Source organism: Chryseobacterium sp. CP-77 (genome assembly GCF_036362765.1).
Lineage (GTDB): Bacteria > Bacteroidota > Bacteroidia > Flavobacteriales > Weeksellaceae > Chryseobacterium > Chryseobacterium cupriresistens.
Genome location: NZ_CP143637.1, coordinates 4,781,950 through 4,808,350, shown reverse-complemented (window position 1 = coordinate 4,808,350; position 26,401 = coordinate 4,781,950). Strand labels below are relative to the sequence as shown.

The 26,401-nt window shown below is 38.7% G+C and carries 25 protein-coding genes and 1 tRNA gene; 7 read left to right on the top strand and 19 right to left on the bottom strand.

Annotation, left to right across the window (positions count from 1 at the left end):
• Positions 1–88 precede the first annotated feature (88 nt).
• The 3 genes from mgtE to V0410_RS21600 are packed head-to-tail and all read left to right on the top strand — an operon-like array spanning position 89 to position 2,700.
• A complete protein-coding gene (mgtE, locus tag V0410_RS21610; RefSeq protein ID WP_202839636.1) occupies positions 89–1,411 on the top strand; it encodes a magnesium transporter in 1,323 nt (440 codons plus the stop codon).
• 26 nt (positions 1,412–1,437) lie between these two features.
• On the top strand, positions 1,438–2,178 hold the full coding sequence (locus V0410_RS21605; protein WP_330745580.1) for an ABC transporter substrate-binding protein: 741 nt from the start codon (positions 1,438–1,440) through the stop codon (positions 2,176–2,178).
• Between the two features lie 54 nt (positions 2,179–2,232).
• A complete protein-coding gene (locus V0410_RS21600) occupies positions 2,233–2,700 on the top strand; it encodes a cupin domain-containing protein (protein ID WP_330745579.1) in 468 nt (155 codons plus the stop codon).
• Between the two features lie 51 nt (positions 2,701–2,751).
• On the opposite strand, the gene V0410_RS21595 is transcribed toward V0410_RS21600, so the two are convergent.
• The gene (locus tag V0410_RS21595; RefSeq protein ID WP_062671360.1) at positions 2,752–3,201 is read right to left on the bottom strand and encodes a GAF domain-containing protein; all 450 of its coding nucleotides are present in this window, start codon (positions 3,199–3,201) and stop codon (positions 2,752–2,754) included.
• Positions 3,202–3,213: 12 nt separating this feature from the next.
• Entirely contained in the window at positions 3,214–4,641 is a 1,428-nt protein-coding gene (locus tag V0410_RS21590; RefSeq protein ID WP_047432722.1) for a hypothetical protein, read from the bottom strand.
• A 54-nt stretch (positions 4,642–4,695) separates the two neighbouring features.
• Here V0410_RS21590 and V0410_RS21585 point away from each other — a divergent pair, with 54 nt between their 5' ends.
• Together V0410_RS21585 and V0410_RS21580 are read left to right on the top strand one after the other, a co-directional pair.
• Positions 4,696–5,463 (top strand): MBL fold metallo-hydrolase, encoded by a 768-nt coding sequence (locus V0410_RS21585; protein WP_330745578.1) that lies wholly within the window; start codon positions 4,696–4,698, stop codon positions 5,461–5,463.
• Between the two features lie 92 nt (positions 5,464–5,555).
• Positions 5,556–5,635: transfer RNA gene (locus tag V0410_RS21580), tRNA-Leu, on the top strand.
• Positions 5,636–5,705: 70 nt separating this feature from the next.
• On the opposite strand, the gene V0410_RS21575 is transcribed toward V0410_RS21580, so the two are convergent.
• From V0410_RS21575 to V0410_RS21510, 14 genes are all read right to left on the bottom strand, one after another.
• Positions 5,706–7,013 (bottom strand): hypothetical protein, encoded by a 1,308-nt coding sequence (locus tag V0410_RS21575; RefSeq protein WP_330745577.1) that lies wholly within the window; start codon positions 7,011–7,013, stop codon positions 5,706–5,708.
• 468 nt (positions 7,014–7,481) lie between these two features.
• A complete protein-coding gene (locus V0410_RS21570; protein WP_330745576.1) occupies positions 7,482–9,059 on the bottom strand; it encodes a Na+/H+ antiporter in 1,578 nt (525 codons plus the stop codon).
• A gap of 80 nt (positions 9,060–9,139) precedes the next feature.
• On the bottom strand, positions 9,140–9,676 hold the full coding sequence (locus tag V0410_RS21565) for a dihydrofolate reductase family protein (RefSeq protein WP_330745575.1): 537 nt from the start codon (positions 9,674–9,676) through the stop codon (positions 9,140–9,142).
• A 71-nt stretch (positions 9,677–9,747) separates the two neighbouring features.
• The gene (locus V0410_RS21560; protein WP_330745574.1) at positions 9,748–10,482 is read right to left on the bottom strand and encodes a helix-turn-helix transcriptional regulator; all 735 of its coding nucleotides are present in this window, start codon (positions 10,480–10,482) and stop codon (positions 9,748–9,750) included.
• A 96-nt stretch (positions 10,483–10,578) separates the two neighbouring features.
• A complete protein-coding gene (locus V0410_RS21555; protein WP_330745573.1) occupies positions 10,579–11,361 on the bottom strand; it encodes a hypothetical protein in 783 nt (260 codons plus the stop codon).
• A gap of 267 nt (positions 11,362–11,628) precedes the next feature.
• Positions 11,629–12,948 (bottom strand): aspartate kinase, encoded by a 1,320-nt coding sequence (locus V0410_RS21550; protein ID WP_330745572.1) that lies wholly within the window; start codon positions 12,946–12,948, stop codon positions 11,629–11,631.
• A gap of 222 nt (positions 12,949–13,170) precedes the next feature.
• Positions 13,171–13,866, bottom strand: coding sequence for a VIT1/CCC1 transporter family protein (locus V0410_RS21545; RefSeq protein WP_110009184.1), 696 nt, complete (start codon positions 13,864–13,866; stop codon positions 13,171–13,173).
• Positions 13,867–13,980: 114 nt separating this feature from the next.
• Positions 13,981–14,340, bottom strand: coding sequence for a hypothetical protein (locus tag V0410_RS21540; RefSeq protein WP_330745571.1), 360 nt, complete (start codon positions 14,338–14,340; stop codon positions 13,981–13,983).
• Positions 14,341–14,395: 55 nt separating this feature from the next.
• Positions 14,396–14,719, bottom strand: coding sequence for a low affinity iron permease family protein (locus tag V0410_RS21535; protein ID WP_330745570.1), 324 nt, complete (start codon positions 14,717–14,719; stop codon positions 14,396–14,398).
• A 194-nt stretch (positions 14,720–14,913) separates the two neighbouring features.
• Positions 14,914–15,321 (bottom strand): cytochrome C, encoded by a 408-nt coding sequence (locus V0410_RS21530; protein WP_110009181.1) that lies wholly within the window; start codon positions 15,319–15,321, stop codon positions 14,914–14,916.
• Positions 15,318–15,599 (bottom strand): hypothetical protein, encoded by a 282-nt coding sequence (locus V0410_RS21525; protein WP_330745569.1) that lies wholly within the window; start codon positions 15,597–15,599, stop codon positions 15,318–15,320. Before V0410_RS21525 ends, V0410_RS21530 begins: the two co-directional genes overlap by 4 nt.
• A 2-nt stretch (positions 15,600–15,601) precedes the next feature.
• Complete coding sequence (locus tag V0410_RS21520; RefSeq protein WP_330745568.1) at positions 15,602–16,591, bottom strand: cbb3-type cytochrome c oxidase subunit II; 990 nt, start codon at positions 16,589–16,591, stop codon at positions 15,602–15,604.
• Between the two features lie 11 nt (positions 16,592–16,602).
• The gene (locus tag V0410_RS21515; protein ID WP_330745567.1) at positions 16,603–18,354 is read right to left on the bottom strand and encodes a cbb3-type cytochrome c oxidase subunit I; all 1,752 of its coding nucleotides are present in this window, start codon (positions 18,352–18,354) and stop codon (positions 16,603–16,605) included.
• Between the two features lie 125 nt (positions 18,355–18,479).
• A complete protein-coding gene (locus V0410_RS21510) occupies positions 18,480–18,683 on the bottom strand; it encodes a hypothetical protein (protein ID WP_330745566.1) in 204 nt (67 codons plus the stop codon).
• Positions 18,684–18,814: 131 nt separating this feature from the next.
• On the opposite strand from V0410_RS21510, the gene lgt reads away from it, so the two are divergent.
• On the top strand, positions 18,815–19,651 hold the full coding sequence (gene lgt / locus V0410_RS21505; RefSeq protein WP_330747739.1) for a prolipoprotein diacylglyceryl transferase: 837 nt from the start codon (positions 18,815–18,817) through the stop codon (positions 19,649–19,651).
• Positions 19,652–19,732: 81 nt separating this feature from the next.
• Here lgt and V0410_RS21500 read toward each other — a convergent pair whose 3' ends face one another.
• Positions 19,733–20,488, bottom strand: a complete 756-nt coding sequence (locus V0410_RS21500; RefSeq protein WP_227944156.1) for an SDR family oxidoreductase — start codon at positions 20,486–20,488, stop codon at positions 19,733–19,735.
• Positions 20,489–21,172: 684 nt separating this feature from the next.
• Between V0410_RS21500 and V0410_RS21495 the strand changes: the two genes are divergently transcribed.
• The gene (locus V0410_RS21495; protein WP_002981005.1) at positions 21,173–21,601 is read left to right on the top strand and encodes a cold shock domain-containing protein; all 429 of its coding nucleotides are present in this window, start codon (positions 21,173–21,175) and stop codon (positions 21,599–21,601) included.
• Positions 21,602–21,845: 244 nt separating this feature from the next.
• On the opposite strand, the gene V0410_RS21490 is transcribed toward V0410_RS21495, so the two are convergent.
• Both V0410_RS21490 and V0410_RS21485 read right to left on the bottom strand, forming a co-directional pair.
• On the bottom strand, positions 21,846–23,297 hold the full coding sequence (locus V0410_RS21490) for a TolC family protein (protein WP_137905889.1): 1,452 nt from the start codon (positions 23,295–23,297) through the stop codon (positions 21,846–21,848).
• The gene (locus V0410_RS21485) at positions 23,278–26,400 is read right to left on the bottom strand and encodes an efflux RND transporter permease subunit (protein ID WP_330745565.1); all 3,123 of its coding nucleotides are present in this window, start codon (positions 26,398–26,400) and stop codon (positions 23,278–23,280) included. The genes V0410_RS21490 and V0410_RS21485 overlap by 20 nt, the downstream gene beginning before the upstream one ends.
• Between the last annotated feature and the right edge of the window lies 1 nt (position 26,401).

Below are 26,401 nucleotides of genomic sequence, written 5' to 3'. Positions count from 1 at the left end.
TAAACTTTAATTAATCCTTAATTTTGTCAGTTTATTGCTCAGTCTTAAAAATTTGAATTATTTTTGCATATCCAAAAAATTTCACGTTTTGAATTCTAGAGACGAACTTATCTTCAACCCTGCCGATATTGCCGAAACTCTCAGCGAACTTCCTGCTGATGAGAGGCTGCTCGCGTTTCTGAAGGTTCCGAAAGAATACAAAGCAGAAGTATTTTCACACCTTGATCCTGATTTCCAGGAGGAAACCATCAGAAGTATCGGAAGCGATGAAGTGTCTGAAATTCTGAATGCCATGACTCCGGATGACAGAACGGCCCTTTTCGAGGACTTCCCGGATGAGCTGATCAAGTATTCCATCAACCATCTTAATCCGCAGGAAAGAAGAATTGCTTTAAAGCTTCTTGGATACAACTCAGATTCTATTGCCCGTCTGATGACGCCTTATTATATTCAGATCCGTAAGGAATGGACGGTAAAAAGATGTCTTCAGCAGATCAAAAAGGTAGGAAAAAGAGTGGAAACCATGAACTATCTGTACGTGGTAGACGAAAGAAACCGCCTGATTGATGACCTTGCCATCGGAACTTTACTGCTGGAAGAAGAAGACACTCTGGTATCTGATATCACCGATAACCATTTTGTAGCCATTACAACGACAACTTCCAAAGAGGATGCTGTAACCTACTTCGAAAAGTATGACCGTGGTGCTCTTCCTATTATTACAGAAGCAGGTGTTCTGGTAGGAATTGTGACTATTGATGACATTCTCGATCAGATTGAACAACAAAATACGGAAGATATCCAGAAATTCGGGGGATTGGAAGCATTGGATCTTCCCTACACCCAGACTTCGTGGACTGAGATGATCAAGAAAAGAGCCACCTGGCTGATCATTCTGTTTGTTTCGGAAATGCTGACTGCCTCTGCAATGGGATATTTTGACAAGGAAATAGAAAAAGCCGTTGTTCTTGCGCTATTTGTTCCATTGATTATTTCCAGTGGAGGAAACTCAGGATCCCAGGCAGCTACCCTGATTATCCGTGCTATGGCTCTTCAGGAAATCAATCTGAAGGATTGGTGGTATGTCATGAAAAAGGAAATTATCTCCGGATTATGTCTTGGAGCCATCTTGGGAATTATTGGGTTTATACGAATCATGCTCTGGCAGCAAATTGGTCTTTTTGATTACGGCCAATATTGGGTATATGTAGGATTGAGTGTTTCAGTCTCCCTTATTGCTATTGTGTTGTGGGGAACATTATCAGGTTCTATGATCCCGTTTGTCTTAAAAAAATTAAATCTTGACCCTGCCACCTCTTCTGCTCCGTTTGTAGCAACGCTGGTAGATGTTACAGGACTTATTATCTATTTTACCGTAGCCGGACTTTTCTTAACCGGAAAACTTTTGTAATTTTAGGCATCATCTAACATGCCAATATGAAAATCGTTTCACTTGTACCTTCTATTACTGAGGCTTTATTTGACCTGGGACTGACCGAAAATGAAGTGGTAGGAAGAACAAAATTCTGTATCCATCCTCAGGATAAAATAAAAAATGTACCCATAATCGGCGGAACTAAGAATATTAATATTGAAAAAATTAAAGCATTACAGCCGGATCTTATTCTTGCCAATAAGGAAGAGAATGTAAAAGATCAGGTGGAAGCTCTGATGGATGAGCACAAGGTAATGGTCACCAATATTGATACCATTGAGGATAATTATTACCTGCTTAAAAACCTCGGAAAGCTTTTCGGAAAGGAAGACAGAGCGCAGCTTTTCAATCTTAAAATTTATGATGTTCTGAATCAGGCAAAACTGGATGTTCCCGTAAAAACGGCTTATCTTATCTGGAAGAGCCCTTATATGACCATAGGCTCAGATACTTTTATTCACAGGATTTTATCTGAAATTGGTTTTGAAAATATTTTTAAAGATAAAACCCGTTATCCACAGATCACTACTGAAGATCTGGCAGAAGCTGATGTTATTATGCTTTCCTCTGAACCTTTTCCGTTTAAAGAAAAACATATTGAAGAACTGCAGGTTTTCTATCCGGATAAAAAGATTATGATTGTAGATGGTGAAGCCTTTTCCTGGTATGGAACCCATATTGCCAAATGTGAAAATTATTTCAAAGAATTGCTGGCCGAAATTCACCTCATGCAGCAGAGCTAATTTTTCACCATCGACTTTAACCCCAAAACTTTAAACTTAAACATTGAACTTTATATGTCCGGTACAGTTATATTATCTGAAGGAGCAGAATTTGATCACGTAATACAGGAAGTTTCAAAATGTATTCACCTGTATGTAATGGCGTTTGAAAAAGAAGAAAGGACGATTACACGACTGGAAAAACGTGAAAACATGTATGGAGGAAACGGAACTGTGTATATGATACAGATGTTCGATCAGAAAGAATTGGCCAACAATCGTCTGGCTGCCTATATGGTTTTATTGAATAAAGGGGATGAATCCGGATTTCATACGCACAATCTGAGAAATGAACAAGAGCTGTACGTTGTGGTGCACGGAACCGGAGAATATCGTGAAAGAACCGGAACAGAAGGTCCGATACGCAGGAAAGTGCTGCAGAAAGGCGATATTACAGCGATCAGTTCTGTAGGATATCATTCTATTGAAAATACGGCAGATGAACCTTTAATTATGTTTGTTATTACTACTAATAATCCATAAAAAACTCCGGCTGAAATGGCCGGAGTTTATATTTTATATAGTGAGTTTCGATTATAAAATCTTAGAAACTTCATTACAAAGCCATTCTAATAATTCGCGGTCTTCCTGCGTGAAAGGATCGATGGTATGAGAATCAATATCAATCTGGCCGATATTTTTTCCATCCTTAAAAATAGGAACTACAATTTCTGCTTTGGTATCAATGGAGCAGCTTAAATAATTGCTTTCCTCATGCACATCAGGAACAACAAATGTTTCATTGGAAACGGCAACCTGACCGCAGATTCCTTTACCGTAAGGAATAATAGTATGGTCGGTAGGTGCTCCTACATAAGGACCTAAAATCAATTCATCCTTATCTCCGTTTTTGAAATAGAACCCTGTCCAGTTGAAATAAGGAATTTCCTGATCCAACAGGTGGCATACTTTTTCAAGTTTTTCTTCTGTATTATGCTTAGGACTTTCAAGAATTGAGGAAAGTCTTTTCTTTAATTCTGACATTGTATTTATATTTTAAGAGAATTGTTTTAGGGAAAGTTCTTCTTTATATCCGAACATTCCACGCTCTTTAATCATTTCTGCTACGCCTTCCGGTACCTGGGTTTCCCAGCCTTTCACACAACATGCAATTTTTCTCAGGATTTCTCTGGAATAAATTTCCAAAAACTCAGGATTATAATTGGTAATATCTACAATACGGTTGTTGTGTTTGAAGTATTTGTATAGTTCTTTCAGGTTTTCTTCCACTTTCAGGTTGGAAGAATCCAGTAACTGATGGGTTTCCGGATCTTTGTAAGGATACAGATATACTCTCATCCCATTTCTGAAAAACTTACCGAATGCTTCAAGAATTCCTCCTGAGAGATTTTTATAATATTTCTCGTCGAATACCATCAGCATATTATTTACTCCCATAGCTACTCCGATGTCTCCACTTGTATACGATGCGAAGTAATCAATCAGTCTGTAATATTCAGAGAAGTTTGAAATAATAACCGTGTACCCAAGTTTTGCAAGAATATCTACCCTATCCAGGAAATCCCTTTCATCAATATCGCCGTCTGCTCTCAGATTGGAAATGGTGATTTCAATAAGAACCTCTGTTTCTTCATGAGTACAGGTAGCGTCTTTGAAGAACATATCCATCCCGTTTTTAAGCATGTCAATGTTCACTTTCGTTACCGGCCTGAAACTTCCTCTTACCGCGAAAATATTTTTCTTGTACAGAACATCTGCCGGAAGCATGTTGCTCCCCTGGGAATTGAAAATCACCGCGTCGGTCATTCCATTCTTTACCAATTGAAGAGACATCAGTCTGTTATCAACGTAGGCAAAAGCAGGTCCGCTGAAGTCGATCATATCAATTTCCAGATTATCTTTAGCAATATCATCGTAAAGAGATTCTACCAAAGTTCTTGGATTGTCAAAATAATGGAAGGCTCCGAAAATAAGATTCACGCCCAGGTTCCCCAAAGTTTCCTGCTGAAGAGTAGCATCATTTTCTTTGAATTTTACGTGGATTACGATTTCGTTGTAATCTTCATTTTCTTTGGTCTGAAAACGAATTCCCACCCAGCCGTGGCCTTTTACAGTTTTGTCAAAATTGATGGTTGTTACCGTGTTGGCATAAGAAAAGAATTTTCTATCCGGATTATTATCTCTTGAAATTCTTTCTTCAATCAAAGCTACCTCATATCGAAGCATTTTGCGAAGCCTGTTCTGGGTAACGTACCTGTTTTTTACTTCTTTTCCGTAGATGGCATCACTAAAATCTTTGTCATAAGCAGACATTGCCTTAGCAATCGTACCGGAAGCTCCCCCTGCTCTAAAAAAGTGGCGAACAGTCTCCTGCCCTGCTCCAATTTCTGCGAAAGTACCATAAATAGTAGGATCTAGATTAATTGTTAATGCTTTTTGTTTAGGAGTTAGTTTCTGATACATTAGGACATGAAATTTTTTGTAAATTTACCAAAATTAAACCAACCTCAAAACAAAATGAAGTTGAAATTTTTAGGAACCGGTACTTCTCAAGGTGTACCCGTTATAGGCTGTACATGTGAAGTGTGTACTTCGGAAAATCCCAAAGACAAACGTTTACGCTCTTCCGTGATGATCACTACGGAGGAAAATAAAAAAATACTGATCGACTGCGGACCGGATTTCAGACAGCAAATGCTTACCAACCATGAACATACCGTAGACATTGCGCTGATTACCCATGAACATAATGACCACGTTATCGGATTGGATGATATGCGGCCCCTGATTTTTAAAAGTGGAAAAGATGTTCCGCTCTACTGCTATTCAAGGGTGGCTCATGAGATAAAAAACAGGTTTCCTTATGCTTTTGCGGATGTAAGATATCCGGGTGCACCTGCTTTTGAACTTCATGAAATTGAAAACAAACCTTTTCAGGTATTGGATACGGAAATCACTCCTGTAGAGGTGATTCATTATAAAATTACCGTTTTCGGATATAAGTTTAAAAAGCTTGCCTATATTACGGATGCCGGGTTTATTTCTGAAACGGAAAAGCAGAAACTCAAGAATCTGGATGTTCTGATCTTAAACTGTATCAGAAAATTTGATCCCCATCCTGCCCATTTTATCCTTCCGGATGTTATTAAATTATTTGAAGAGCTAAAACCTGAAAAATTATTTTTAACCCACATCAGCCATCACTTAGGCCTGCATGACATTGAAGATAAGGAGCTTCCGGCCGGAATACACCTTGCCTACGATGGTTTGGAACTTAATTTTTAAAAAAATTCTTCAAAAAGCTTTTGAACATTGAAAAAAGTTCCTATATTTGCACACCAATTTGAAACAAACATCACGTTTGAATTCAACATCAAGCCCAGGTGGCGGAATTGGTAGACGCGCTGGTCTCAAACACCAGTTCTTAGGAGTACCGGTTCGATCCCGGTCCTGGGTACAAAAAACCTCTGAAATCATTTGATTTTCAGAGGTTTTTATTTACATATTATACTCAATGAAATATTGCACTAAGTACCATAATATACAATAGTTATTGATCCCTGAATTATTCTAAAAATTCTGCTATAAGAGGCTGTAATTGTAACAACATCCCCAACATTACAAAACTGTGTTCCTGCCACGTTATGTCCTACACCTGTTGTTCCATCCGCATGTCCTGAAAGATTAAATGAAAACAAAACGTTATTTTTAAAGAGGCTTGTAGTAGCTGATCCTCCTGTAGGGCTGTTCATGGAGATATCATATCTTATAAATGTTGAAAAATTGTAATATCCTGCTTTATTTATGGTAAAAGAACCATTATTATAGGTCATATTTGCTGCACTATTTTTATTGATCGTAAAAGTTACATTATAAGAAGTTTGTGCTGCCTGATTAGCAGATGTATTAGCAAAACCTATCGTAGCAATAGCAGGGATATTCAAGTTACCCGCATCTACCAGAAAACCGTTCGTATCAGTCCCTAATACCCCGATATTTTTGTATTTTTCAAGACGAACAGATCCGTCATCTTGCACCCCCACTAATTCTTTATTTGTACTGTCATTAACCTCCAAAGCCTTGGTGGCATTCGTAGTTCCTTTACTCAGGATATCAAGCACTGCGCTTGGAGAAGATGTATTAACACCTACAGTACCTGTAGGAGTAACAGTCATTTTTATTGCATTATTAGTCATCAAATTCAGGTTATGAGACGTAGTGGTCCCCATATAACCAGCACCACCTCCGATATATGTTTTCAGATTGATCGTACCATTGGTATGGTTCAAACCATAACTATTGTCAGGAGTACTCACGGTAAGTTTTGTATCAGGAGTGGTTGTTCCTACTCCAACGCGGTCATTGGCAGCATCTACTGAAAGCGTGTTGTTATCTATTGAAAAAGCATTGGTAGCTGTTCCGGTAAATGCTAATGTATTACCTGCCTGCGAAACGGTACGGTTTCCGGTAAGGGTACCATCCGCATTGTAAATATTAGCAGCTATTGAATTGGTAGGATTGTGCAGTTTTACCCAGGCTGTTCCATCATAGTAGTAGTAACCAACACTATCAATATTGACAGCGGTTCCGGTTTGTGATCCGGTGGCTACACTGTTGACATAAATTAAGTTTGAAATGGGAACTCCTGTCATACTTTGGGCTCTCTGCCGATCTACCCGTGTCACCAGAACTCCGTCTACAGTGGTAGAAGTACCTGTGGCATTTTTTGCGCTAATATCTAAAGTAGAAGCTGGATTAGCAGTATTAATTCCGACTTGCGAATATGCTTTACCAAAAGCCATTAGCACCATCAATTGTAAAAGTCTTTTTGTCATATATTGCTTTTAAATAATTTTTGGCTAAAATTAAGCACAAGCCAATCTTCAGGTTAAAATAAATAGTACAGCACACATACACCACATATACATCAACACGATAATAAACTGAAAACCAATACTTAAAAAAAACTATATATATAAAAAAAAACTACACATCTGATTTATATCTTAATATTAACAACTATAAACTATTTCTATTTTATAAAAATGCTATCCTAAAAAATACTTTATTTATATAATTTCAATTTCTCTACTCTCTATTTCCAGTTTTGTTCGATCGCTTTGAAATTGCTTACGGAGTAATTCAGTACTTAAAAGTGCCTGATTAGGAGAGAATCTGTATCAAAAAATGACCATAAGAATTACTTGCATGAAAAGTATTCTCTGAAATGAGGTCCAATAAAAGGATTGTTCAAAAAAAGAATCCGTTTTCTATTCCAAATTTCAATTGTAATGCAAACAGTATCAGCCTTTCATATTCAATCTTTCCTCCTGCAAATCCAATAGTCTCAGATGTTTTCTGATAATATTTTCATCCAATAGCAGTTCCTCACGGTTTTTATGGATAAGCCAGCTTCTTTGGGTGTCGAGAATGTCAATATAAATATGTCTGTATTCTTCGTAATTTAAAATAATTTCAGAACTGCTCAACTGGTTTTCATATTTTTGTAACTGATCTTTCAATGCGGGAAAACTGTCTATTTTATCAGCATAGTCGCTCCGGATTTTATCAAGCGCTACTTTTGCCAGACTGTTCTGAATGTCATAATCGATCTCTTTTGCACTTCTTACGAAATCACGGTCTACCGGCGGAAATTTCTTAAGTAAAAAAGGAAGCGTAAGTCCTTGTAAAAGCAGTGTTACCAGAATCACAATAAATGTAATAAAAAGGATCATATTTCTTTGTGGAAACGGAGATCCATCATCTAAAGTCATAGGAATGGAAAGTGCTGCTGCCAGGGAAACTACTCCCCTCATGCCGGTCCATCCAATAATCAGGGGAGTTTGCCAGCCTGGGGACTGTGGATCCGCAACGGTAATAAAATTTCTCATAATTAAGGTAGTAACCAGTGCTCCATATCCTGCTAAAATCCTGACAATAATCAAGACTATCGTAACGGCAATTCCATAGCCAATCGCAGTATAAATATCTGTGTCGCCTAAGCCTGAAACAATTTCCGGTAAATCTAACCCGATAAGCATAAAAACAATCCCGTTTAACAGAAAGCAAAGACTTTCCCAAACTGTTACCGTACGTATCCGGGACGCACTGCTGAGAAAATCATGGCTCCGATAGGAAAGAAACAGCCCTCCGGTTACCACTGCCAGGACTCCTGATGCATGCAGTTGTTCTGCAGCCAGATACATAGAAAAAGGAGCAATAAAAGTCAGCAGAATATCTATATTTGAATCGGTAGGTAACATCTTATGTATTTTCAGAAAGATATATGCAATAGCAAGCCCGATTCCCACACCTCCGAAGCACATCCATACGAAACTTCCGGCTGCTTCATGCCACACAAACTGTCCGGTTGCAGCAGCAATCATAGCAAACCTGAAAATAATCAGAGAAGAAGCATCATTCAGCAGACTTTCACCTTCCAGAATGGAAGAAAGCCTTTTCGGAACCTTTACAAATTTCAGAATTGCTCCGGCACTCACGGCATCAGGCGGAGAAACAATCCCACCCAATAGAAAACCAAGAGCCAGAGAAAACCCTGGAATAAAATAATTGGCAAAAGCTGCTACAGACAATGCAGTAAAGAAAACCACAACAAAAGCAAAGCTGAAAATAATCCTGCGCCATCTCCAAAGTTCTTTCCATGAGGTTGACCACGCAGCTTCGTATAGCAAAGGAGGTAAAAAAATGATAAATAGTAATTCAGGCTCTATTTTAACGGGCGGCACTCCGGGAATAAAACTGATGACAAGTCCGGCCAATACCAGCAAAACCGGATATGCTACTTTAATCTTATTAGCCAGCATGATAAGCATGGTAATTAAGAAAACCAGGAACAGATAAAATTCAAAGTTTTTAAGCATAGGAAAAATTTAGATACTTAAATATATATTAAATTTTTAAAAACCATACCCATTTTACTTATCGCAGTTTTATCGGAAAACTATTCCTTTTTTCTATTATAATGCAGCTGTACCAATCCTGTTTCAAATGTTTTTGAAGTAATATATTCGAGTGCCTGCCCGGGGCGGTCATCTTTAAAAAGCTTTGTTCCGCCGCCTAATAAGACCGGAATCACAGAAATAATAAATTCGTCTATCAGATCATGCTTCAATAATTCATTGATTACTTCAGCACCACCGTCACAATATATATTCTTTCCTTCCCCGGATTTTAAATGGTTAACCAGTTCTGTTATATCTCCTGTGTAGAAAGTCGTTCTGCCCTCTTTCGGCCTTGTTGTTCCTGTGATTACGTAAACATCCCGTTGTCCATTGTCATAATGAGACGGGCCGATTTCTTTCATCACATAATCATAGGTTTTTCTACCTACAATTACAGTGTCAATCTGGGCAGTAAAGTCTGCATACCCGTAATCTTCGCCTTCTTTTTCCACTATTTTCAGAAAGCTCAGGTCGTCATTGGGTTGGGCTATGTAGCCATCTAAGCTCATAGCAATAAAAAGTGATAGTTTTCGCATTGATTTTGATTTTAATATAGCAGCAAATTTACTTCTACACAACGATCTGCACTTTGTAAAAATGCGACAAATTAAAGCAATGAAGGTGCAAGTCCCGTATTTCGTTTGATTTCATTGGTAAGATGTGAATGATCATAATAGCCGCATTCAAACGCAATTTCCAATAAGCTCCGGTTTTGATCTGAATTTTTAATCAAACTCATAGCATACTGAAACCGGATAATATTTGAATATTCCCTGGGTGATAATCCGATGAGTTTTTTAAAATTCCGTTCCAGCTGTCTTACAGTCGTACAATTTATTTTGGCCAGCTCGCTAATACTCACCTTTCCGTTTGTTGAATGTATATGATTAAGAACTTCCTGCAGCCGGATATTCTTGTTTTTTAGTCTATCGGAAAAAAACTGGTTAAAATAATGGAAAGGATTGTCAGATGTTTTCTCAACACTAAAGGAATGGGCCTTATTAAATTCAACAGTGGCATTTGTCAATTCATTTTGTGAGGCATAGCTGTAAAAATTTGAAAAAGTGGAAGGTTTCAGACACACTCCCGCTAAATGGGTTTCGCTGTCAATAAAACTATCCTTGAAAGAATTCATGGCACCTACCACATAAGTCTTTCCTGATTCCATTGAGAACAGGCCGTTATCCGTTAAACATTTATTTCCCAAATTTATCAGTATACCAGCGCAGCCATCCGGGAAAACCCTTTCCCATTGTTTTTCTATCAGATTTTCTTTCAATTCCCAATAGAAATGAATAAAAGGTTCTAATTCCTTACAAGGTTTTATTTTTTTGTACTGCATGGTTTATACTGTGTTTATTATTACTATAACATTCAGCTTTTATAATTACTCCTGTATAAACATAGAATTTAGATGTTCGCTGCAAATTATTCTTAACTAATGCTTGTTTTCTATTTCTTCAAAATACTTCATCACTTTTTCTTCAGTGTTGTTTTGCAAATGTACCTTACTGTCAAAAAGTTCTGCCCTTAAGTGTTGATATAATGACACTGCATTTCTCAGACTTTCCAATAAGGATTGCCTGTTATAATCTGAAATGGTAAGTTTTAATTTTTCAAAATCTGAAGCTTTTAAAACTGTTTCCACTTTTCTCACACCCCGAGGTAAATTTCCGTTTTTGATGTGGAGTAACGGTCCCAACACAACCATGCGCAGAAATCCCATAAAGCCGTATGCTTCAAAATATTCTCCACGTCCTATTTTCAACAGTGCATAATGAATCCAGATCCAGAAACGATCCTCAATCCACTGATAATCCGGATAGGGAAACCTGGCTTCTGTATGGTGAATGATGTTTGCAAGTTGTCCACCCTTATCAATGAGAAGAACCGGAGTTTCAATACGGCTCTGAAATTCTTCAAGGGTTAAAAACTTGATATCCACATGCAAAAGCGGATTGTCATACAGGCATATCAACAATCTCGGCTCTCCCACATGTTCCCCGGTAAACCCTGATAAAAAATCCCCCAGCTTTCTGGCGTAGTCAAGCATTACATTTTTATCATGGGAAATTTTTTGTTTTGTAACAAGAATAAGATCAAGATCTGAAAATTCATCTATTTCATCGGTAAGCCAGGAGCCTGCGACAGCCAATCCAATAACATTGTCGTCGGGTTCTAAAATCTCTTTTGCTCTGTTGGCGAATTCTTGCTGTATCATTGGTTATTCGTTCATTAGGTTATCTGTAAGTATTAGTTAATATTTTTAATAGTATATATTAAATATACAAAAATATCCCTTTGCAGCTGACTCTAAGCCCAATCTTATTCTCCGATACGGTTTATGTCTTTCATGCCAGGGTGACTTCATTTCATAATAAATCCCAGCCTGTAGTCTGGGATTCATTGTTTATAAAATGTTCATATGAAATAACCATGGGATGTAGTCTGGATTATTTCAATTATTTGAATATTAATTATTTAATTCCTAAAACAATCTGTTATGAAGGGATCTCAAGGCTTCTATCTTATATGCAGATGAAACAAGCAGTGAAATATTATTTTCACTTCCTCCGTAGGAAATCATTCTGATCGGAATATGTTTTACTGCCTCGGAAACAATAGTAGCATATCCGTTGTTGTTTTTTCTGAAATCACCTACGATACAAACGATAGACTGTTCGTTATCAATCTCAACGGCTGAAAAAGATTCCAGTTCTTTCACAATTTCAGAAAGATAATCGGTTTGGTCTATGGTAAGTGAAACAGCTACTTCAGAAGTAGTAATCATATCAATAGGAGTTTTATAACGTTCGAAAACTTCAAAAACCTTTCTTAAAAATCCGTAAGCCATCAACATTCTAGAAGACTGAATACGGATTGCCGTAATATTATCCTTTGCTGCTATAGCCACAATCTGATTTTGATTGGTAGCTTCCCCGGAGATCAAAGTTCCGGACGCACTTAAATTCATCGTATCCAGCAATCTTACGGGAACATTATATTTTCTTGCCGGAAAAACACTTTGCGGATGAAGGATTTTAGCTCCAAAATAGGATAATTCGGCAGCTTCGTCAAAACTAAGTCTGGCAATAGATTTTGTATTTTGAACATATCTCGGATCATTATTATGGAATCCGTCAATATCTGTCCAGATCTGGATTTCTTCAACCTGTAGTGCTGCTCCTAGTAATGAAGCGGTATAATCTGAACCTCCTCTTTGTAAATTATCAATTTCACCCTCAGCATTTCTGCAGATGTATCCCTGGGTGATAAATAAGGTTTCCTCCGGGAATTCTGCAATTTTACGTTCTGCATGTTCTCTGATATAATCGATATTCGGTTCTTTATCTTCATCAATCAGCATGAAATCAAGCGCTGACAATAATACTGACGGAATTTCAATTTCTTTTAAATGTAAATGGAAAAGCGTTGTTGAAATAATTTCTCCCTGAGCCAGAATAACACGCTCTGCACTGGAGTTAAAGTTTTTATTTTTAAACTGATAAAACAGATCAAATATTTTGTCAATGAATAGTAATGCTTCTGAAATACCTTCTTCAGTTTTAAATAGCTCATTGACAAATTTTTTGTATTTGTCGTACAGTACATCAATATGTTGGTAAGCGGCTTCAATATCTTTGTTCTCATACAGCTCTGATAATTTTACCAAATCGTTTGTAGTTCCGGAAACAGCTGATAAAACAACAAGGTGTTTATCTGCTGCCTGAGATCTGATGATCGGTAATAACTGTTCGATTCTCTCCGGACTTCCTACTGAAGTTCCTCCAAATTTTAATACTTTCATAATAGATATAAATTGTTAAATATTTTCCAAAAAAAAAGAGCTTGTCGTGATGACAAGCTCCTGATATATTTTAGTTTCTAACCAAAGGAAAATGACTCACGACGTTCGACGTAAGTTCTGTTTCTTTGCTTTTTTAAGGTTAGATAAGTTCATTTTCTTTTTTTGCTGGGCAAATATACGGATTTTTATTAATCTCACAACAAAAATCATTTTATCTGGCATTTATGCCACATTAACTCCGAAAATATGCCCCACTAATGCTGTAATTCCCATCGCTACGGTTCCCCAGAAACAGATTCTTAATACCGCTATCTTAATGCTGGAGCCTCCTGCTCTGGCAGAAATTGCACCCAACAGCATTAAAAAGATGATTGAAAAGCCATATTGAAAATACACCATTTGTTTGAGTGGTGCCAAAAGAGAAACGGTAAAAGGCAATAAAGCTCCCACAGCAAATGAACCAAATGAAGCCATTGCTGCCAGCAAAGGTTTGGCCTGTGTTATTTCATTAATTCCGAGTTCGTCACGGGCATGTGCTCCAAGCGCATCGTGTTCTGTAAGTTCAATAGCTACCTGCATTGCCGTTTCCTGGGTACAGCCTCTTTTTTCATATACTTTGGCCAGTTCTCTAAGCTCTATTTCCGGCATTTCCTCAAGTTCACGCTTTTCGCGGAGCAAATCTGCTTTTTCTGTATCTTCCTGGGAGCTTACAGAAACATACTCACCGGCAGCCATAGACATTGCCCCGGCAATCATACCTGCTAATGCGGCAAGGATAATGATATGACGTTCCGGTTCTGCAGCCGCAACCCCGATGACAATACTCGTGGTGGATAACAATCCGTCATTTGCTCCCAATACAGCTGCCCTTAGCCAGCCTACCCTGTTTACATAATGTTTTTCCAGCTGATGATGCATAACTTTTCTTTTTGGTGGCTGGCTAAAGTTACCCAATATTTCGTCAAGAATCAATTTAAATTACCACATTTCATGATGGGTAAAGGCTTAATAGTTTATCCGATGATCAGGGATTTATTTTGATACCACTTTCAGTATAAAAATCCAGTAAACTATAAATAGTATTTCAAGAATACAATCTATCATATAAGTCCATTTGATCACATTGTTCAAATAATAATAAAGATCAATCCCTGCCAGCCCGGCACAACAGAGCATGATGGCGAGAATAACCAAAGGGCTCTGCTTTATTCTTACTACATATACAATAAGAAGGATATAAGGAAAAAGCAGTAAGCTGACCGTTTTTACCAGCCATATATCCGTCTTGGGGCCGGTAATTTTCAAAAAGCTTTCAAGGTGTACAAATGGCCATATTATGGTAAGCAGAAAAGAAATCATTTGAACATAGGCCAGTGTCTGATATTTTTTCATGAAGCATGATTTATGAAATTCATTTTCATGAGATAGGATGTACCTCTATGATCATCTATTTATATCTATGGTAAGCCATGTGCTGATTTTCCGGCCTGTCGTTATCAGGAATATTTTTTTCTCTGCGCTGTTTTTCCAGGTCGTCATAAAATTTATAAAGCTGTTTCAGTTCATCTTCTGTAAGATGTTGTATTTCTTTTATTTTATGGGAGTCTTTGCTTGCTGCCATCAATTCATCAAGCCGGTCCTGAAGTGCTTTTATCTCTTTATTCTGTACATTCCGGATAAAAAATACGGTAAGCCCTGCAATACCTAAAAAAGCAGTTCCTTTAACATACACCGGCCAGTTCTGCCATCTGTCTAAAATATCTTTAATCATAACTATTATTTTTAAAATTACTTATGTCAAAACAAGTCATACAGATTGCTCCATATGACCGGTTTTCAACATTAATCTCTAATCTATTTAAACTAAAAGAAGATTTTACGGTTTTCAATTTAACCGTATTATTTCTTTCCAGCATTTTTATTGTTCTTAACACGGTTTCTACACAAAGCCCCGGTAAGACTACATTACTGAATATTGTAACTTGTTATTTCATAATAAATTGCCCATGCTGCAAACACGATGACAATGATCCATATCCAGAAAGGAATGGTTTGTGGTGTTTCACTTCCATTGATCAGAAAACTTTTCTGATTTCCTTTATCATAAGCATTGATCATTAAAGAAAGCGTACCGTCCACCACATCTTTATTTTTAAGGCCTTCTATCCGTATTGCCGGGCCATTGGCTACGGTAAACTGTATTCTCCTGATCCCTTCTTTTCCTGATGGTGAATGGCTTATGATTTTAAGGGTATGGTCACCATCTGTGAGCTTTTGGGTATCCAGATCAAAAACAATGGGAGTATCCAGTTCTGCAATGGGAGCCGGATCATCATCAATAAATAAAAAAACTTTGCTTTTATCTTTAGTCATGATCTTGAATTTTCACCTGAAAAAACGGAGTATTTGATATGGGATTTATCTTTTTCGCCAGGTCTGAACAGATATTTGGCAGAAAGTATAAAAGCCAGTACAGTTATCAATACGACAAATCCTACGATAAACCAGTCCCAGTTACTTTCCGGACCGGTTCCGTGGGTAAAGTTTCTTGTCACCTCGGGCTGCTGAAGTTTACAGGCATCACAGGCAGATACATAGGTTGTAAACATTATTCCAGAGAATGTGATTGTATTTTTAAAAAAATCTCTCATTGTTATTTTATTTTATCCATTATGGTTTTCACTTCTTCAGCGGTTACCTTTTTAGCATTATTTCCCCAGCTTGTCCGCTCATGGTTCATGATTGCAGCCACATCTTCAGGTGTAAAATTAGCATTGGTACCCACTGGCGGCATGGTTGCAAACTCCGGTCTCGGGTCATAGCCTTTCATGATAATGGTGACATATAATTCAAGATCTCCTCCTGCAACAACAGGACTTCCTTTCAATGGCGGAAATGCACCGGGAACCCCTTCTCCGTTCGCCTGATGACAACTGGCACAGTTTGCTGTAAAAAGTGCTTCTCCATCCGGTAAACCGGCATTGCCTCCCTGGGCAGCTTCTTCTTTTTTCTGTTTATAGAGAAAAGCCGGAACAATAGATTTATCTGTATAATCTGTTTGTTTCAGGGACTTCAGATAGGCAACAAGCAACAGGGCTTCCGGGCCCGCTACAATTTTTTTATATCTGGGACGGAATTTTTCAGGAACTTTCACCTCAACATCTCCGGGCTGAAGATAATCCCTCTCTATAAAAAGCCAGGGATAGGCAGGCATCACCGATTCTTCAACGGCTGCTCTCGGCTGATAGAGATGAATCAGATGCCATTCTGCACTGGGCTGTCTTTCCCCGATACTGGTAAGATCCGGCCCTGTCCTCTGGGTTCCCATCAGATTGGCTGTATTTCTCCAGAAATCTGTACGGGTATTGATGGCAAAATCTGCAGGTATGCTTGGTCTTTTCCCAAAGACATTATCCATTTCTACATTTCTTACCTGCTGGGTATGGCAGGCAATACAGCCGTTGTCTATATAAACTCTTTTACCCGCCTGTTCCTCTTTTGTCAGAATTTTCGACTGTCTTGGCAAAGGTTTATTAATCCTTTGATTATCCAAAGCAGGCAATATGGCAATATAAAGCGTAAGCGAAACAAAAAGTAAAAGTGCAGAGCCGAAAAGGATTCGATGGTCATTTAAAAATATCATGATGCTGGTCTTTACATATTAAACTCTGTGTTTCCGTATTGTCTCTTCGCTGCAAGAATTTCTGCAGGCGTTCCGGGAATTCTGACCTGATCTTCTTTTCTTACCATTCTATAGAAGTTATAAGCAAAGATCAAATGTGACACCCACATCAATGTTCCTCCGATAGCCCGCCATAGCCAGAAAGGAGCCATATTAATCACTCCTTCAATAAAAGGTTTTTTCCTGATCCAGAGTTCTCCCGTCTGTGTTCCGCCAATCATTAAAGCAATAACATAAAACAGCAATCCAATCAGTGCAAACCAGAAATGAATTCCCACTAAAAGTTTCGGAGGTTCTTTTCCTGTAAGCCGCGGAACCAGCGTATAAAAAAATCCCCAAAGCATAAATGTGATGATCCCGTACATGGTAAGATGTGAATGCGCTACAGTGAAATCTGTAAAATGCCAGAGAAGATTCGTATACCTGAACGCTTCTACTGTTCCCTGGAATGATCCTGTAAAATAAAATATGATAGACATAAAATAAAACGGAAGCGTATAGCTTGTTCTAAGCTGATACCATGCGCCATTAAATGTCAATAGAAAGTTGGCTGTACCTGCAGCCACCGGAATCAGCATTCCTGCACTTGCAATGATAGCCGTTGTCTGCAGGCGCCAGGGAATCGCACTGAAAATAAAATGATGGGTTCCTATCAGGGTATAAAAGAACGTATGGGTCCAGAAAGCCAAAATCCCTAAGCTATAGGAATAAATAGGCTTATTGAGCTGTTGCGGCAAAAAATAATACATCAATCCCAGATTGATCATCATAAACCACATTCCGATAGCCTGATGCATATAATATCCCTGAATAATGGTCTCTCCTACCCCGTCCTGCCAGATAGGAATGTAAGCAATGACAATCACAATAACAATAAACATTGTTCCTGATACGATATACCAGTTAGACAAATAAATTTCTTTGGTTTTTCTGTGTGCGATAGGTTTAAAGAAATTATGCAGGGAAAGGGCTACTCCTATTCCGAAAGTGATCATAATCGGCCAGATATATTCCCGGTATTCACCACCTCCGTTATTTACCCCGGCAAGAACAGATATTGTCCCGGCAAGAACAGCTGCATTAACCAGAATAAGAGAGAGATAACCTTGTTTTATATTATATTTTTCCACATTACTTACCCGAGGTATGACATAATGTGCAAACCCCAGCATGGCCAAAGATGCCCAACCCCAGAATACGGCATTGGTATGTCCCGGCCTGAGTCTCCCATAGCTGAACCAGCTGGTATGCTCTATATCCGGAGCCACAAGCTTTATCCCTGCATACAAGCCGAAAGTTGTTCCCAATACAAGCCAAAAAATAGCGGTCCCCAGGAAATAAAGAATCAGACGGCTCAACTCAGGGGAAATATATTTCTGAAAAGAGGATGTTCTTCTTTTGTCAGGAAATACCCTCAGCTCTTCTACAGAATTGATATTTTGTACAACGCCTTTTGTATCTGCAGGAGGTAAAGTACCGGAAAGCTCATTTTCCGGCAGCCTGAAGCTGAGTTCTTTTTCCCTTTGCTCATATTTGGCTACTTCTTCCGGGGTAAGATTCTCTATTTCTTTTTTGGCCTCGGCAGATTCTTTCCGTCTTAATATTTTAGCATAGATGGATAAAAACTTAAGAACAACGATGACAAGGCCCGCTACAATGACCATTAAAGTAAGCAGTAGGGTAATCTGAATCCCGGTTTCTTTAAATAATGAGATATCAGCCATAACAGTATTATTATGGGTTAATGAATCATGCTTTTCTGGTTTATTTTCTTAATAGAATTCTTTACTGATCCTTTTTTAACAGAGATCAGTCCCGTCTTTTAAAACGTCAGTGGCTGTAAATATGATTATTTACTTTTTTTAATAGAATCTACGTCATACGCAGAGCTGTCCACCGTTGGTGTTTGATCTGCTGAATCCGGTGAAATCCGGGCAGAGCCTGAAACAAGGCTGTCAGATGCCATAATGGTATCTGTATGGGTCTGTTGTGTCTGAGGTTCTTTTTTGCTGCAGCTGACGACAAAAAAGCCGGCAAATACAATGAATTTCATACTATTAAATTTTGTGGTGTGTGTAGTATCAAATGTAGACAACATCACGCTAACGCTTTATGACTCAGATCATAGAACTCCTGAGCAGTACCATTCTCCCCGGAAAATCCTATTTTCTTATCTTTGCAGCAATGAATTTATTATATATCAACTGGGATATTAATCCCGAAATCGTCAATATCTTTGGACTTCCCATAAAATATTACGGATTATTATTCCTTGCGGGACTTGTTTTATCACTTAATATTTTAAAAAGAATTTATAAAAAAGAAGGCCTTAGTTCACAAGCTCACGAAGCTTTATTCTCTTATGCATTAATAGGAATTCTGGTGGGTGCAAGACTGGGACACTGCCTTTTTTACGATTTTGATTATTATTCACAACATCCACTTGAAATATTTTTACCGATTCAGAAAGGGCCGGATGGTGTCTATCATTTTACGGGATTTGCAGGTCTTGCCAGCCATGGCGGCGGTATTGGTCTGGTGATTATGCTTCTTATCTATGCAAGAAAATATTCTATCCCATTCATGACCGTTCTGGATGCCATAGCGATTGTACTTCCGCTGGGTGGTACTTTTATCAGGCTGGCCAATCTTATGAATTCTGAAATTATAGGAACTCCTACCGATGTTCCATGGGCTTTTATCTTCCGTCAGGTTGATGATCTTCCGAGACATCCGGCCCAGCTTTACGAGGCCATCTCTTATTTTATCATTTTCCTTTCTGTTTATTTGATCTACAGGAAGAATATTTTTAAGATCGGAAAAGGGTTTTATTTCGGAATAAGCATTCTGCTGATCTTCATGATGAGAATCCTGATTGAATTTATCAAGGTGGATCAGGTAGAATTCGAACATGGAATGACCTTAAATATGGGACAGCTTCTGAGCATTCCGTTTGTTCTTCTCGGATTATTCTTTATGATCAAAAGTATACTGGAGAAAGGAAAGGTTAAAACCACTTAATTTCCTTATTTCTTTGCCATAAAAAAACTCACTGAAAGTTGTTTTCAGTGAGTTTCTTTTTTTTAAATGGATTTACAAATACTATCTTGTTGTGTATCCGCCGTTGGCAAATATCGTCTGCCCGGTAATCCACCAGCCTTCTGTTACCAGGAATTCTACCAGCGGAGCGATGTCTTTAATATCGGTAAGCCCACCCAATGCGGATGCAGACTTATGATAAGCGACTGCATCGTCAGTTTCCTGCCCGTAGAAGAAAGGAGTATCCATCGGACCAGGCGCTACTGCCGTTACAGAGATACCTCTTGCCCCAAATTCCTTGGAAGCCGCTCTTGTAAAATGCTCTACCGGTGCTTTTGCTCCGGCATACGTAGAATACAACCCGGTGTATGCTGCCAGCAATGAAGTAACAATCGTACAGATTTTTCCGTGATCGTTTAGTTTTTTACCCGCTTCCTGTAAAAAGAAATACGCAGATTTCGAGTTTACATTGAACATGGTGTCATATTCAGCTTCCGTTGTTTCGGAAAATGGCTTTTTCAATACCATCCCAACAGTATTGATGGCAATATCCACTCCTCCGAAACGGGAAATAGTTTCATCGAAAAACTTCGTGATATTATCTACTTTGGTAAGGTCTCCCTGAAATAAGAATGCTTCCGCTCCTAATGCCTGTACCTCAGCCAATGTTTTTTCACTTTCAGCCCTTGAGCTTTCGCTGTTGTAGTGGATAGCCAGCTTTGCTCCTTTTGTGGCAAAATCTCTGCTTAATAATCCTCCTAAGTTCTTACCTCCTCCGGCAATTAAAACCACTTTTCCCTGTACATTTTGTGTTGACATGTTTTTATATTTAAATGTTAATAAAACAAAGGTCAATAATAAAAATGGCCTCAACATGGTGAAATTTTCGGGAATTTTTATTTATTCATTTAAACCGAATAAAAAATGTTTATTATTTTATGTAAACAATAGTTTTTAATAGAATGCTATTTACCAACCAGATACACTTCGGGACAGGTCTTTTCAGTTAAACACTTCTATATAATTCCCAAACCTGACTCAATTTTAGGCATAACATTTGATACCTTCCTCCCGTATCACGCACCACCACTTCATTTTTAATATATTTTTTTATAATCCTCAGACTTCTGAGGATTTTTTTATGCTATTATTACAATTTTATGTACTGCTTCATACAGAACACAAGCATCAATTAAAACCATTTCTGATAATCAATCATTTAAAACCTGATTATTCATTTTATTGTTGTATATTTGCATATTAATAAACCAAGTCATTACTTTGTTTTCTGTAACGACCCGAATATTTTTTATTCAGTCTTTGCCTTTTGAGCAGCCATCTTTTTAACTTTTATTCTTCTATTAAAGAACAATACTTGTCGGAATTTTAAAGCTCTGTATGATTGGAAATATCCAAGACAGGAAACATCGGCAGGCTTTATAGGTCTGATGCAGACCAGATTGAACCAATTAATTTATAGAAACTAAATACTAAAAATAATTTATGGCAGATTCTTTTTCTAAAAAGGAAAATTTCAAGAAAAAAATTCAAAAGCAAAAAGAAAAGGCGCTAAGACGCGAAGAACGTAAAACGAACAACAACAAAGGGAAGGACATGGAGGATGTATTCATGTACGTGGATGAATTCGGAAGATTAACATCTACTCCCCCTGAACAAAGACAGGAAGTAAATCTTGATGATATTCAGTTGGGTGCAGCACCTATTATTGAAGAAGACCCAAGAAAAACAGGAATTGTTACTTTCCTGAGCGAAAAAGGATATGGTTTCATTACGGAAGATAATTCCAAAGAAAACATCTTCTTCCACAATAACAACTGTGCAGAACCTGTAAAAAAAGGAAACAAAGTATCTTTCGAAAAAGAGAAATCTCCTAAAGGATTTTCTGCTGTTGAAATTCAGCTTGTTAAATAATATGTACTAAAAGTGATTTTGTTCTGACAACAGATTCATTTTAAACCATACACAAAGAGACTGCCCGTTAGGACAGTCTCTTTTTTTAGGGACATATAAAAAAAAGTTAACTTATAAAAAGTTAGATTGTAACGCAATATGCCGGAATTATCTCAATGATCATTACGGGAATCCGTAACCTTTGATTACATTATAAAAGAAGCTGCCTGAAAAGACAGCTTCCTTCATCGTAAAAAAAGTAAAATTAATCCAGTTTCCCTCCCAGTGCTTTAAACAGCAGGACGTTATTTCTGGTATTCTGATGCTGGAACTGCAGTAAATCCAGTTCAGCAGTTAATTTGCTCTTCTGTGAATTGATCAGTTCAAAATAGTTGGCGTATCCTGTAAGGTACAGATCATTGGAAACCTCAACACCACGGTCGAGAAAGCCTACTTCTTCTGATTTCAGTTTCAGAACACGTTCATAGATCTTGGTCTGTTTCAGGATGGACTGCAGTTCATTAAAAGCTGTTGTGATACTTTTCTGATAGTTTAAAAAGGCAATTTCCTGCTCTTTGCTCGCTACCTTAAATTCATATTTCAGCTGCCCTTTATTGAAAACAGGAACCATTAATCCTCCCAACAATTGTCCGGCCAGTGAACTTGGTTTAAACAGGGTTTCAACGGAAAAAGAATTCAGTCCGAAACCGGCCCCCAGATCAATCTTGGGATAAAAAGCAGCTCTTGCAGCCTTTGCATCAGCCTGAGAAGCTTCTAAAACATAATAATTGGCAGCTACATCCGGTCTGGAATGGATCACATTTTCTACATTAATGGTTTTATTTAATACTTCCATATTGGTAGGCATCAGTATTTTACCACGCTTCACCTCTCCGCCATAGCTTCCCGTTAATGTTGTGATCGCCTGCTCTACTGTAACGATTTCCACTTTGATGTGTTCAATCTCTGCCAGCCAGTTGTTATTCTGGGCTTTAAACTGCTGAACTGCCAATTCCGTAGCTTTTCCCACTTCACGCTGGGCCAGAACAATTTCAAAGGCTCTTTGCTGAAGTTTATAGTTTTTCTGATAAATCGCAAGACGGTTATCTAAAGCAACCAGCTGATAATAGAGATTCGCAATATCGGTGAAAAGCTCTACCTGCAATAATCTTAATCCTTCCGTTGAAGCGAGATATTTCTTCTGCGCAGCAATCTTCTTATTTTTCAGCTTTCCCCAGGCATCAATTTCCCAGCTGCTTCTTGCTCCCAGCCAATAGTTAGGAGTAAAATCCCTATTGATTTTCTGGTCTTCCGTAATATTAGGCGAAAGATTGGTATCATAGTTTCCCACACCTTCCATTGTATATTTTCCATAATGATTACCGGAAACCTCTGCTCCCACTTCAAGGGATGGCAGCAGATCCATCTTTGATCTCTGAAGGAAGCTGTTGGCAATTTCCACCCTTTGCCGGGCAATCTGAAAATCGGGATTTGCCTGAACTACTTTATCAAAAAGCTCAAGCAGCTGCGGATCCGTAAAGTAAGCTTTCAGGTTGATCTGCCGGAACTCATCAGGGTTTTTATTTTGATCTGCTTTAATAATCTCTTCTGGTAATTGCTGAGCCTTTTTCAGCTCCGTTACTTTGGGAACAGCACACGAAACAAGGCTCAGTGATGCTATTCCGTACAATATATTTCTATGATTTAATCTTTTCATTTTTCTTCTTATTTTCAAGTTTTGCAAAGAATATATACAGTCCCGGAATCACCACCAGTCCGAAGATGGTTCCAATCAGCATTCCTCCTGCTGCTGCCGTACCAATGGAACGGTTACCAATGGCTCCGGCTCCTGATGCAATACACAAAGGAATAAGTCCTGCTACGAATGCAAAAGAGGTCATCAGAATCGGTCTCAGACGCTGCCTTGCCCCTTCAATAGCTGCAGGAATGATATCAAATCCCTGCTTATTTCTTGCCACGGCAAATTCTACAATCAGAATGGCATTTTTGGCCAGAAGTCCGATCAGCATGACCAACGCCACCTGGGCGTAAATATTATTATCAAGGCCCATTATTACCAAAGCGATATAGGAACCGAAAATTCCTGTCGGAAGGCTTAATAATACCGGCATTGGAAGAAGGAAACTTTCATACTGTGCCGCTAATAAAAGGTACACGAATAAAAGACAGATCGCGAAGATATAAACGGTCTGGTTTCCTGATAGGATTTCTTCTCTTGTCATTCCTGACCATTCAATATCGAATCCTCTTGGCAAAGATTCTTTGGCTACACGTTCCACAGCAGCAATGGCATCCCCGGAGCTGTAACCGTCTGCGGGTTCTCCATTGATCATGGCCGACATATACATATTGTACCTTGTAAGCACTTCAGGACCGTATACTCTTTCGATAGTAATGAAAGTGGAAAAAGGAACCATCTCGCCTTTATCATTTTTTAAATATAAATTCAGAATACTTTCAGGTGTATCCCTGTGTTCCGGACTCGCCTGCACCATCACTTTATACATCTGGCTGAAACGGATAAAGTTCGTAGCATAGTAAGATCCCAGCATCGTCTGCAGCGTAGACATCGCATTGTCTACCGAAACACCTTTCTTCGCTGCCATATCATAATCCACATTGATCATGTACTGCGGGAAAGTGGCATCAAAACTGGTAAAACTGTTCTGCAGTTCGGGCGCTTCATTGAGTTTTTTAACAAAATCCTTGGTGATCTTATCTGTATTTTCAATTGTCCCTCCGGTTCTGTCCAGCAAACGCAACTCAAAACCACTGGTATTCCCGAATCCGGGAACGGTTGGCGGTGCAAAGATTTCTATCTGGGCATCAGCAATACCTTTTGTTTTATCAGAAAGTTCTGCAATGAGATCATTTACTGAAATACTTCTTTCTTTCCAGTCTTTCAGGTTGATCATCGCCATTCCGTAAGAAGAGCCTGCAATTTCAGTTACGATACTGTACCCCGCAAGCGTGGTCACGTTTTCTACTCCTTTAATTTTTTTGGCAATAACCGTTACTTCATCGAGTACTTTTTCTGTTCTTTCCACTGTAGCGCCTTGCGGAGTGGTAACACTTACATATACCATTCCCTGGTCTTCCATTGGGATAAATCCTGTCGGCAGGAATTTGCTGGTCACAAAAGTAAGTCCTACAAATAGAAATAACAGTCCGAAAGTTACTGTAGTTCTTGTGGCAAATTTTGATAAAATACCTACATAACCATTCGTCAGTCTTTCAAATCCGGTATTGAAACTCTGGAAAGCCCTGTCGATAATCGTTTTCTTCTTATTGTGGTCATGAGGTTTTAAAATAATAGCACAAAGTGCCGGAGTAAGTGTCAATGCATTCACCCCTGAAATGACAATACTGATGGCCAGCGTTAATGAAAACTGACGGTAAAATACTCCCACCGGACCATCCAGGAAAGCCACAGGAATAAATACCGCAGACATAACGATCGTAATCGCTACTACCGCTCCTGCAATTTCTTTGGTGGCACTGATGGTGGCATCCATCGCATTCATTCCTTCTTCCATTTTCACGTGGACGGCTTCAACGACGACAATAGCATTGTCAACGACAATTCCGATGGCCAGAACCAACGCAAAAAGGGTTAAAAGGTTGACAGAGAAATCCAGCATATTCATGAATGCAAAAGTTCCGACCAATGCTACCGGTACAGCCAGTACAGGAATTAATGTGGAACGCCAGTCCTGCAGGAAGATGAATACTACAATTCCTACCAGAATAAAGGCTTCAATAAGGGTTGTCAGTACCGCACTGATCGAAGCATCAAGGAATCGGGAAACATCATAAGCCATGTTATATTCCATTCCGGGAGGGAAGGAAGTGACTTTTAATTCTTCCATTTTTGCCTTTACGCTTTCAATCACTTCAGATGCGTTGGAACCGGGACGCTGCTTCATCATAATGGATGCAGAAGGTCTTCCGTCTGTTTTGGAAACCATTCCGTAGTTCATGGCTCCGAATTCCACTTTCGCAATATCTTTAAGCTTTAAAATGGTTCCGTCCACATCAGATCTGATGGGAACTTCTTCATATTGTTTGGGCTCAAAAAACTTTCCTTTATATTTGATAACATACTGAAGCTGGCTTGAGGTTTTACCAGAGGTTTCCCCTACTTTTCCAGGGGCAGCTGAAATATTCTGTTTTTGCAGGGAAGTGATTACCTCATCTGCAGAAATATTGTACGCTGCCATTTTCTGAGGATCCAGCCATACTCTCATCGAATATTCTTTCTGTCCCATAATTTCAGCACGTCCTACTCCATCAATACGTTTCAATTCCTGAAGGACGTTGATATCCGTAAAGTTATAGATAAACTGTTCATCCTGGCTCGGATCTGTACTTGTGATATTAAGGTACATCAGCATACTGTTCACCTCTTTTTCAGTAGTTACCCCGGCTCTGATTACCTCTTCAGGAAGTTCATCAAGAATAGTGGTTACCCTGTTCTGAACGTTTACTGCTGCCACATCAGGATCTGTTCCTACTTCAAAGAACACCTGGATAAGGGTAAGACCGTCATTGGAGGTTACCGTGGACATGTACGTCATCCCCGGCACTCCATTGATCGCACGTTCCAAAGGAAGAGCCACCGCATTGGCAGACACTTCGGCATTCGCTCCTGTATATTTTGCTGTAACGGTTACTGAAGGCGGTACAATATCGGGAAACTGGGTGATCGGCATTTTCAGCAATGCCATAATTCCCAGCAATACAAATAATATGGAAATAACCAACGAAAGAACCTTTCGTCTTATAAACATTTCTACCATA

What these genes read in the sequence shown, in the direction of transcription:
- V0410_RS21605 (WP_330745580.1), top strand. Translation starts at nt 1,438, where the DNA reads ATGAAAATCGTTTCACTTGTACCTTCTATTACTGAGGCTTTATTTGAC.
- V0410_RS21600 (WP_330745579.1), top strand. Translation starts at nt 2,233, where the DNA reads ATGTCCGGTACAGTTATATTATCTGAAGGAGCAGAATTTGATCACGTA.
- V0410_RS21595 (WP_062671360.1), bottom strand. Translation starts at nt 3,201, where the DNA reads ATGTCAGAATTAAAGAAAAGACTTTCCTCAATTCTTGAAAGTCCTAAG.
- V0410_RS21590 (WP_047432722.1), bottom strand. Translation starts at nt 4,641, where the DNA reads ATGTATCAGAAACTAACTCCTAAACAAAAAGCATTAACAATTAATCTA.
- V0410_RS21585 (WP_330745578.1), top strand. Translation starts at nt 4,696, where the DNA reads ATGAAGTTGAAATTTTTAGGAACCGGTACTTCTCAAGGTGTACCCGTT.
- V0410_RS21575 (WP_330745577.1), bottom strand. Translation starts at nt 7,013, where the DNA reads ATGACAAAAAGACTTTTACAATTGATGGTGCTAATGGCTTTTGGTAAA.
- V0410_RS21570 (WP_330745576.1), bottom strand. Translation starts at nt 9,059, where the DNA reads ATGCTTAAAAACTTTGAATTTTATCTGTTCCTGGTTTTCTTAATTACC.
- V0410_RS21565 (WP_330745575.1), bottom strand. Translation starts at nt 9,676, where the DNA reads ATGCGAAAACTATCACTTTTTATTGCTATGAGCTTAGATGGCTACATA.
- V0410_RS21560 (WP_330745574.1), bottom strand. Translation starts at nt 10,482, where the DNA reads ATGCAGTACAAAAAAATAAAACCTTGTAAGGAATTAGAACCTTTTATT.
- V0410_RS21555 (WP_330745573.1), bottom strand. Translation starts at nt 11,361, where the DNA reads ATGATACAGCAAGAATTCGCCAACAGAGCAAAAGAGATTTTAGAACCC.
- V0410_RS21550 (WP_330745572.1), bottom strand. Translation starts at nt 12,948, where the DNA reads ATGAAAGTATTAAAATTTGGAGGAACTTCAGTAGGAAGTCCGGAGAGA.
- V0410_RS21545 (WP_110009184.1), bottom strand. Translation starts at nt 13,866, where the DNA reads ATGCATCATCAGCTGGAAAAACATTATGTAAACAGGGTAGGCTGGCTA.
- V0410_RS21540 (WP_330745571.1), bottom strand. Translation starts at nt 14,340, where the DNA reads ATGAAAAAATATCAGACACTGGCCTATGTTCAAATGATTTCTTTTCTG.
- V0410_RS21535 (WP_330745570.1), bottom strand. Translation starts at nt 14,719, where the DNA reads ATGATTAAAGATATTTTAGACAGATGGCAGAACTGGCCGGTGTATGTT.
- V0410_RS21530 (WP_110009181.1), bottom strand. Translation starts at nt 15,321, where the DNA reads ATGACTAAAGATAAAAGCAAAGTTTTTTTATTTATTGATGATGATCCG.
- V0410_RS21525 (WP_330745569.1), bottom strand. Translation starts at nt 15,599, where the DNA reads ATGAGAGATTTTTTTAAAAATACAATCACATTCTCTGGAATAATGTTT.
- V0410_RS21520 (WP_330745568.1), bottom strand. Translation starts at nt 16,591, where the DNA reads ATGATATTTTTAAATGACCATCGAATCCTTTTCGGCTCTGCACTTTTA.
- V0410_RS21515 (WP_330745567.1), bottom strand. Translation starts at nt 18,354, where the DNA reads ATGGCTGATATCTCATTATTTAAAGAAACCGGGATTCAGATTACCCTA.
- V0410_RS21510 (WP_330745566.1), bottom strand. Translation starts at nt 18,683, where the DNA reads ATGAAATTCATTGTATTTGCCGGCTTTTTTGTCGTCAGCTGCAGCAAA.
- lgt (WP_330747739.1), top strand. Translation starts at nt 18,815, where the DNA reads ATGAATTTATTATATATCAACTGGGATATTAATCCCGAAATCGTCAAT.
- V0410_RS21500 (WP_227944156.1), bottom strand. Translation starts at nt 20,488, where the DNA reads ATGTCAACACAAAATGTACAGGGAAAAGTGGTTTTAATTGCCGGAGGA.
- V0410_RS21495 (WP_002981005.1), top strand. Translation starts at nt 21,173, where the DNA reads ATGGCAGATTCTTTTTCTAAAAAGGAAAATTTCAAGAAAAAAATTCAA.
- V0410_RS21490 (WP_137905889.1), bottom strand. Translation starts at nt 23,297, where the DNA reads ATGAAAAGATTAAATCATAGAAATATATTGTACGGAATAGCATCACTG.
- V0410_RS21485 (WP_330745565.1), bottom strand. Translation starts at nt 26,400, where the DNA reads ATGGTAGAAATGTTTATAAGACGAAAGGTTCTTTCGTTGGTTATTTCC.